This is a genomic window from Actinoplanes sp. NPDC026670 (assembly GCF_040638175.1).
Lineage (GTDB): Bacteria > Actinomycetota > Actinomycetes > Mycobacteriales > Micromonosporaceae > Actinoplanes.
On record NZ_JBEZXU010000083.1, the window covers coordinates 42819 to 49755 of the forward strand.

A 6937-nucleotide genomic window follows, 5' to 3' on the forward strand; every position below is an offset into this window, starting at 1 on the left:
GTGCAGGTGCGGCCCGGTGATGTCGTGCTCGGTGCGGACGACCGGGCCGGGTACGAGGAACGCCTGGCCCGGCTCACCCAGCCCGACCTGCTGGAATGGCTTCGCCGCTGAACCTCGGCCCAGCCCGCGCCCAGAATCACGAAGGTCTGTTCACCTGCTGGCGGCCCAGACCAGGACGCTCATCAGGTCCACGACCGAGCCGGGGCGGGGTGCTTCGATTCTCGGAGGTATGGCGCCGAAGTCGCTGAGGTCGGCCTCGGTGGTGAACATGTTGAGCCGGACCGGGTAGGGCTCGCCGGTCGCGGCGACGATGAGGGAGTCGGAACTCTTCTCGATGCCGAAGGTGAAGGCGGGTTGGCCGGCGAACTCGGTCGGTCCACCTTTGACGATCGTGTCGATGCCGTCCAGGTCGGCGATGACCGCCGCCGGGCGGAACACGGCGCCGTAGGAGGGAACCCTGGCCGTGTCGACCCACCGGCCGCCCACGTGCTTGACGATCGCGGCGGCCCCGGCCTTGTCCACGGTCTTGCCGAAGGCCTCGTCCCACCAGGCCGCGTTCGGTCGGATGTAGTACCGGCCGCCGACCGACAGGAGTTCGGCCCGGCCCTTCGCCGAGCTGTCCTCGTGTGGCTTCAGGGTGCCGACGAAGTCGGCGCCGGCGCTGCGGTATTCGGCGCAGGACCAGGGCCCGTCGATGCGACGGCCGCGGCAGCCGTCGAAACGGAACGAGGTCGCCTCCCGCAGCAGGGTCTGGGCCTGCTTCAACGTCTGGTCCGGAGCGGCGGTGTCGACGCCGTTGGTGGACGGCGCCACCGACACCGGCGGCGCCACGGACGTCTGCGGGGAAACGGGCCCGGCCGGATCCGGCGCCTGACAGGCCGCCAGGAGCAGACCAGCCGTCAGCGCGGCCGCGCCCGTACCCCATGGTCGATTCTTCATCTTCGGTCCCCCATGATCGATGCCGGGGACTATAGATGCGGCCGATGACAGGAGTCGATCCGAATCTCGGAGACGTCACCCAGGGACCAGAGAAGCGCTGGTTCTACTGTCTCGTCGCTCCCTCGGCGGCGAGGTATTCGCCCCGGCCCAGAAGGCCATCGGTCGGCCTCCCCTCATGATCCTTCGATCCGGCCGAGATCACGTCAGGGGCCGCGGGCGAATGTGCGGGGTCAGGATCGGGCGGTTCGGTGCGGTCGCGTTTACGCAGCTGGTCGCCGTGGCCGTTCATTTCGGCGACCGCTTTGGTCAACCCGCGTTTGAGGATCGGCACGAGAGGCCTCTCCACGCATCGATGGATCAGCCAGGCGAGCAGCATCATCACCAGTGTCGTACCGATCAGCAGCGGCATGGGCGCGATCGTCGGTGAGAGTTCCCGGATGATCGTCACGCCGACGACGTGGTGGATGAGATAGATCGGGTACGTCATGGCGCCCAGCGTGATGATCCATCGGCCGCGGACCCAGCTGAACCAGCCGAGTGCCAGCGCGATGATGATCAGGAAGCAACCGGTGACGATGACCTGAGCCGGCCACCAGGCCAGGTCCTTGCGCCCCATCACTCCCATGTTCTCCGTCACCCGGTGCTGAACGGCGAACATCGACAGCGCCCAGCAGCAGATGACGATGCCCCACGTCAGCATGGTGGGTCCGAAGCGGTGCATCAGGTAGATGGCGATGCCGGCGATGAAGTACTGGGCGTAGTCCGGCTGGAAGATGACCTTGAGTGTCTTGTCGTCGCCGCTGTTGGCGACGAACGAGCCGACCAGCCACAGCAGGCAGAAGATCGTCACCCGGCGATAGGTCAGGCCGCGCCAGACCACCAGGCTGAAGAGCAGGTAGAACCGCATCTCCTGCCAGAGCGTCCACAACACCACGGTCATGCCGGGGGCCATCGCGGGCGTGTTGAACATGCTCAGGTTGACCAGAATCGTGCCGACGCCGGGCGGCACCGTTCCCGGCTTGGGGAAGTAGATCTGGGTGACGGCGATCAACAGGATCGCTGCCCAGTACACCGGGTAGAGACGAACGATCCGGGAGACGAAGAAGTCCCCGACCGACCGCCCCCAGCAGCTCATGCAGATCACGAAGCCGCTGATCAGGAAGAAGAACTCGACCCCGAAGATCCCATAGACGGACCAGTAGTGGATCTCGGGAAACGTCGCCTTGCTGCTGAGCTGCCAAGCCTTGTGGTTCAGGCCGACGAAGTGGGCGGCGATGACAGCGAGAGCGGCGATGAACCGCATGCCGTCCAGCGCCACGAGCCGCTGTCCGCGCTGCGGTCGCTCAGCTGGTGTGGACACCGGCCCAACTGGGGCCGACCTGGTCATGGGTGGTGCCGACATCTCGACTTTGACTCTCCCCGTGCGATCGCTCCCGCCGGCCCACCGCGACAACGGGATCCCGATCGCTGGTAGCTGGCATTCAGCAGCGACCGGGCGACAGATCAAAACATCCCCGATGACATCTTGCAAGATCATGAATGCGCCGAGGGGCGATCGGGGGTCCTTCGAGGCCGCCCCGGACACAACGGGCCGGCGGCGCGAGCCTGCTGCCGTCAATCACACGTCGACCGGCAGTGGACATCGGGGTTCGACGCTGGAGATCCACGCAATTGGAAGGGTAACCATGCGAAAGTCGTTCAAGCGGCTCTTGGCCGGGGCGGCCAGTGCCGTCGCGTTGGCCGGCGCCTTCACCGTGGCCGTCCCGGCGTCACCTGCCCTGGCCGGCGTCAACGGTCAGCATGTCGAGTTGTGCGTCCGTAACCAGCACTGGGACATCGCGTATTTCCAGATCGAAGGTACGAACCAGGACAACAACTGGGTCAAGACACCGGTGTACCCCCTGACGACGTACGACACGACCTGGGGTCGCTGTAACACGGTCTGGGAGTACTGGTTCAAGGGGTATGTCAACTTCAACTTCTTCAACTCCAGCTACCAGTTCCTCGGCCAGCGGAAAAGCCCGTATGAGGTGCCTGTCCTGCACGGGGCCGTCTCCTACACCGTGACCATCTTCTGAGTTCTACGGAGGGCCCGTGGCGAGCCGCCGCCCCCCGAGACTTACGGGGCGTGCGAGAGTTGCGGTTTGAGGGGGATCACTTGCCGACGTTGACGGATTCTGCGCGAGTTCTCGTCACCATCGACTACCGGCGGGTGGGAATCCTCGATGTGACCTGCGATGACGACCCCAAGCCACCGTTCGAGGGCAGGAGCGGTCCGTGGCTGGCGACTACGCCCGGCAATGTGTACCTCCACAACGTCGACGACGAGGTGGTGTTCGACGGCCACCTGAGGCTGGAGACCTGGGACGGTCCGGCCGACTTCGATCCGACTGGCTGGCAGCGCTCCGAGGTCATCGAAATGGATCTCCCGTCCGGCGTGCTCGGGATCGACCAGATCACCATGGGCAGACGATCCGACGTCTATCGCCTACCAGCGGGCCGATGGCGAACCCGCCTGGCCTGGCGCACCGATCCTCCCGCCGCGCCGGACGACCTGAACACGGCGTCGATCCTGGTGCAGTTCTGGCCCCCCGAAAATCCTCAGTGAGCGAGCCCCGCCAGCCGTAACGGCCGGGAAGCGTGTCCGTGGTTACCAGGGGAGCAAAAAGGCTCCCACCAACAGGTGGGAGCCGATGAGCAGGGTCAGCGATCAAACCGCCGACCCACCAAACGCGTGGGCGATACTGGGATCGAACCAGTGACCTCTCCGGTGTGAACGGAGCGCTCTCCCGCTGAGCTAATCGCCCTCAACGAGATGGAACTCTACTAGACGCCACCACCGGTTTGCGAACCAGGGGGTCAGCGGGTCCGCAACCAGTCCAGACTTACCTGGATCAGGTCGACGTCCATGCTCACCTTCACGCTTGCCCAGACCACCGCGCTGATGAAGAGCATGCCGACCACGCCGATCAGGGCGCGGATCGGCAGGGACTGGCGGGCTATCCAGTGGGTCCAGCTCTGGACGTGACGTTTGGTGAAGGCGAGCACGCCCCGGGCCCAGTGGAACTCGACGGCCAGAATCGCGAGGCCGAGGATCACGATCGCCCAGCCGGGGCCGGGGAACGGGATCAGGATGATGCCGATGGCGACCACCAGGCCGCCGACGATGCCGACGCCGATCTTGAGGGCCAGGCGGCCGGTGGAGTTGGACCGAATACGGTCAAGCACACGCACGTCTGAGAACCCCGTCGTCCGGTTTTAGGTTCATTTCATCCCCCAGTGTCCGGGAGCCCCGTCACTACCCGGGAGGAATGGACGTTACCGGAGTAAGTCAACTGCTGGACCACTGATGCCTGGCGGAACCGAGTACTTGGGCAGAACAGGACAAGATATCGCTTTACGTCCTGCGCGGAAGGGTTTTCGGAACCGCCTTCCCACTACTGGGTGAGATCAGCGTATGGCGGAGCGTAACTACAAGGATCACCTGAGTATGGGAACCGCGGGGTTCACCAGCCTCGCAGCGGTGCCGGGGGGAGTTCGTCCATGAGTACCATTCGTCCAACGACCGTCGAGGTCGAAACCTCGCTGCGGCTCGTAGCGCCTGACGCGACGGCACTGCCGGTACGCGCCAGTCTGCGGTACGACCCAGCCGACCCGTATGCGGTTCATGTGTTGTTCCACGCAGAATCAGCCGGTGGGGAAGCCGTGAGCTGGTCCTTCGCGCGGGAGCTCCTCGTGACCGGGCTCGACGAGCCGGCCGGGATCGGCGACGTCCGGGTGTGGCCGTGGGCCACTCCGCGGGGCGATTTCGTCGCGCTGGCCCTCTCGTCGCCGGACGGGAACGCGCTGTTCGAGGTGCCGCGCAGCGTCCTGGTCCGCTTCCTGCGGCGCACCTACGTGGTGGTGCCCCGCGGTCGCGAGTCCGACCACCTGGACGTCGACGCGGCAGTCAACAGGTTGCTGGCGGGGCGCTAGCCGTCGGCGACATCAGCGAGTCAGGGCGACCCGCACGGACACTGCCGGTCCGTGCGGGTCGCCCTTTATACCCGAAAAAATAATCGATCTCCGAAAAGGGATCGGAATCGGACGTATAGCGAATACCGAGCTTGAAATCGGACATTTACCTCAGTCGGTGCGCTAGTGGATGCGCAAGCACCCATCGACGACTACCGTCAGGCGCGATGTCAGCACTCATTCAACACACCGAGCCGGCGCCCACCCGTCTCCCACCGGACTGGTCGGGGATCGGCGGCTGCGCCCTGCCGGTGGCGCCAGGCGCCGCCACCGGCCTGTTGGACAGTCATGCTCTCGTCCTCACCGTCACCGGACCGCTGCTCGCCGAGGTGGATTTCACCGAACACCTCTGCGGGCCGGGCACGATGCTCTGGATCCGTCCGGGGCAGGCGGTGCGGTTCGGCGAGCCACCCGGAGAAGGCCGCCCACCCGGAGAAGGCCGCCCACCCGGGGAAGGCCAGCCATCCCGAGAAGGCCGGTCACCCGGAGAAGGGGAGACGGCGACGATCCTCTTCCGGCGTGGCCTGTTCGGGCCGGAGGAGTTACCGGAGCTGGTGCCGGACGATCCGTCCGGTCCGGCCGCACGGCCGCTGTCCCTGCCCGGTCCGGACGCGCTCCGGGCCGCCTTCACCCATCTGAGCGCGGACGCCGACGGCGACACCGGGCCGGTCGCCGCCGCCATGCTGCGACATCAGCTGGCCGCGGTGCTCCTGCGCCTGCGGGTCCTGGAGCCGTTGCTCGATCCGGCCGGTCACGTCGAGGGCCGGACCTTCGAGCGGTTCCAGCGCCGGCTGGAGGAGGGTTATCCGCACACCCGGCGGGTCGAGGACTATGCGGCTGAGCTGGGCTGTTCGGTGCGTACCCTCACCCGGGCCAGTCTGGCGCTGACCGGCCGTACCGCCAAGCAGGTGGTCGACGACCGGGTCGCGCTGCAGGCCCGCCGCCTGCTCGCCGCGACGCCGCTGTCGGTCGCCGAGGTGGGCCGGATCCTGGGTTTCGGGGAGCCGACGAACTTCGGCCGCTTCTTCCACCGGGAGACCGGGCTCAGCCCGGGACAGTTCCGGGGGCGGTATGCGACCGGGCCGGACGGAGGCATTCCCGGTCAGCGACAGGCCGTCGACTGAACCCGAATTCCCATAACTCCCTGGGGTATGTGCATCCGGGATGCGCGGGCGGGGCATGATAGTCAGGTGCAGATCTCCGCGCGCGGTGACTACGCGGTCCGGGCCGCCCTCAGTTTGGCGCAGGCCTACCCCGCACTGATGTCCGCCCAGGCCATTGCCCAAGACCAGAACATGCCTCGGAAGTTCCTCGAGGCAGTGCTCGCCGATCTGCGCCGTGCCGGCGTGGTCCGGGCGCAACGCGGTGCCGAGGGCGGATACACGCTGTCGCACCCACCGAGGGACGTGACGATCGGCCAGATCATCCGGGCCGTCGACGGCCCGCTGGCCGGTGTGCGTGGCCTCCGTCCGGAGGAGACTCAGTACACGGGCGCGGCGGAGAACCTGCCGAACCTCTGGGTGGCGGTGCGTGCGGCGGTCCGTGAGGTGCTCGACGAGGTGAGTCTCGCCGAGCTGATCAGCGGGCGGATGCCGGCGCATGTGCGCAAGCTGACCACCCGCCCGGACGCCTGGCAGCCACGCTGACGTTTGTGGATCGTCCCCATCGGGAATCGTCGGGTCCATCAGAAACTAGATGGGAGAGGTTCCGATGGGCATCGTCTACCGCAGCCGGAAGAAGATCGGTCCGCTGGTGCTGAACTTCACCGAGAACGGCTACTCGTCGTGGAGCCTGAAGATCGGCCGCTGGTCGTGGAACTCCAAGACCCGGGCGCACCGCGTCGACCTGCCCGGCCCGCTGTCGTGGAAGCAGGACAAGAGCCGTTCCCGCTAGGCCGTGTTTCACATTGCTCGGAGCCACTGGTCGATGATGGCAATGATGACGGTGGCTTCGAACCGGACGGCGAGCTTGTCGTAACGGGTGG

At 66.5% G+C, this 6937-nt stretch carries 9 protein-coding genes and 1 tRNA gene; 6 read left to right on the top strand and 4 right to left on the bottom strand.

The genetic code is table 11. The annotated features are described in order from the left end of the window. Positions 1–150 precede the first annotated feature (150 nt). Both AB0E94_RS46055 and AB0E94_RS46060 read right to left on the bottom strand, forming a co-directional pair. Complete coding sequence (locus AB0E94_RS46055; protein ID WP_360340795.1) at positions 151–939, bottom strand: hypothetical protein; 789 nt, start codon at positions 937–939, stop codon at positions 151–153. Positions 940–1042: 103 nt separating this feature from the next. Beyond that, positions 1043–2299, bottom strand: a complete 1257-nt coding sequence (locus tag AB0E94_RS46060; protein WP_360340798.1) for an acyltransferase — start codon at positions 2297–2299, stop codon at positions 1043–1045. A gap of 325 nt (positions 2300–2624) precedes the next feature. On the opposite strand from AB0E94_RS46060, the gene AB0E94_RS46065 reads away from it, so the two are divergent. Together AB0E94_RS46065 and AB0E94_RS46070 are read left to right on the top strand one after the other, a co-directional pair. Continuing rightward, positions 2625–3017, top strand: a complete 393-nt coding sequence (locus AB0E94_RS46065; RefSeq protein WP_360340801.1) for a hypothetical protein — start codon at positions 2625–2627, stop codon at positions 3015–3017. Positions 3018–3067: 50 nt separating this feature from the next. Then, a complete protein-coding gene (locus AB0E94_RS46070) occupies positions 3068–3547 on the top strand; it encodes a hypothetical protein (RefSeq protein ID WP_360340803.1) in 480 nt (159 codons plus the stop codon). Positions 3548–3674: 127 nt separating this feature from the next. Here AB0E94_RS46070 and AB0E94_RS46075 read toward each other — a convergent pair. Next, positions 3675–3746: transfer RNA gene (locus AB0E94_RS46075), tRNA-Val, on the bottom strand. 52 nt (positions 3747–3798) lie between these two features. Continuing rightward, positions 3799–4173: a TIGR02611 family protein gene (locus AB0E94_RS46080; protein ID WP_360340806.1), complete on the bottom strand. Its 375-nt coding sequence runs from the start codon at positions 4171–4173 to the stop codon at positions 3799–3801. 309 nt (positions 4174–4482) lie between these two features. On the opposite strand from AB0E94_RS46080, the gene AB0E94_RS46085 reads away from it, so the two are divergent. The 4 genes from AB0E94_RS46085 (at position 4483) to AB0E94_RS46100 (ending at position 6846) form a co-directional block, all read left to right on the top strand. Beyond that, positions 4483–4914, top strand: coding sequence for an SsgA family sporulation/cell division regulator (locus AB0E94_RS46085; protein WP_014446635.1), 432 nt, complete (start codon positions 4483–4485; stop codon positions 4912–4914). Positions 4915–5120: 206 nt separating this feature from the next. Continuing rightward, positions 5121–6077, top strand: coding sequence for an AraC family transcriptional regulator (locus tag AB0E94_RS46090; RefSeq protein WP_360340809.1), 957 nt, complete (start codon positions 5121–5123; stop codon positions 6075–6077). A 66-nt stretch (positions 6078–6143) separates the two neighbouring features. After that, positions 6144–6599 carry an Rrf2 family transcriptional regulator gene (locus tag AB0E94_RS46095; RefSeq protein WP_317790966.1) on the top strand — a complete coding sequence of 152 codons (456 nt, stop codon included), beginning with the start codon at positions 6144–6146 and terminating at the stop codon, positions 6597–6599. A 64-nt stretch (positions 6600–6663) separates the two neighbouring features. Next, positions 6664–6846, top strand: a complete 183-nt coding sequence (locus AB0E94_RS46100; protein WP_043522949.1) for a DUF4236 domain-containing protein — start codon at positions 6664–6666, stop codon at positions 6844–6846. Positions 6847–6937: the final 91 nt, after the last annotated feature.

Bases quoted from the DNA above. Each gene is read 5' to 3' on its own strand.
- AB0E94_RS46055 (WP_360340795.1), bottom strand. From the start codon at position 939: ATGAAGAATCGACCATGGGGTACGGGCGCGGCCGCGCTGACGGCTGGT.
- AB0E94_RS46085 (WP_014446635.1), top strand. From the start codon at position 4,483: ATGAGTACCATTCGTCCAACGACCGTCGAGGTCGAAACCTCGCTGCGG.
- AB0E94_RS46100 (WP_043522949.1), top strand. From the start codon at position 6,664: ATGGGCATCGTCTACCGCAGCCGGAAGAAGATCGGTCCGCTGGTGCTG.
- AB0E94_RS46090 (WP_360340809.1), top strand. From the start codon at position 5,121: ATGTCAGCACTCATTCAACACACCGAGCCGGCGCCCACCCGTCTCCCA.
- AB0E94_RS46065 (WP_360340801.1), top strand. From the start codon at position 2,625: ATGCGAAAGTCGTTCAAGCGGCTCTTGGCCGGGGCGGCCAGTGCCGTC.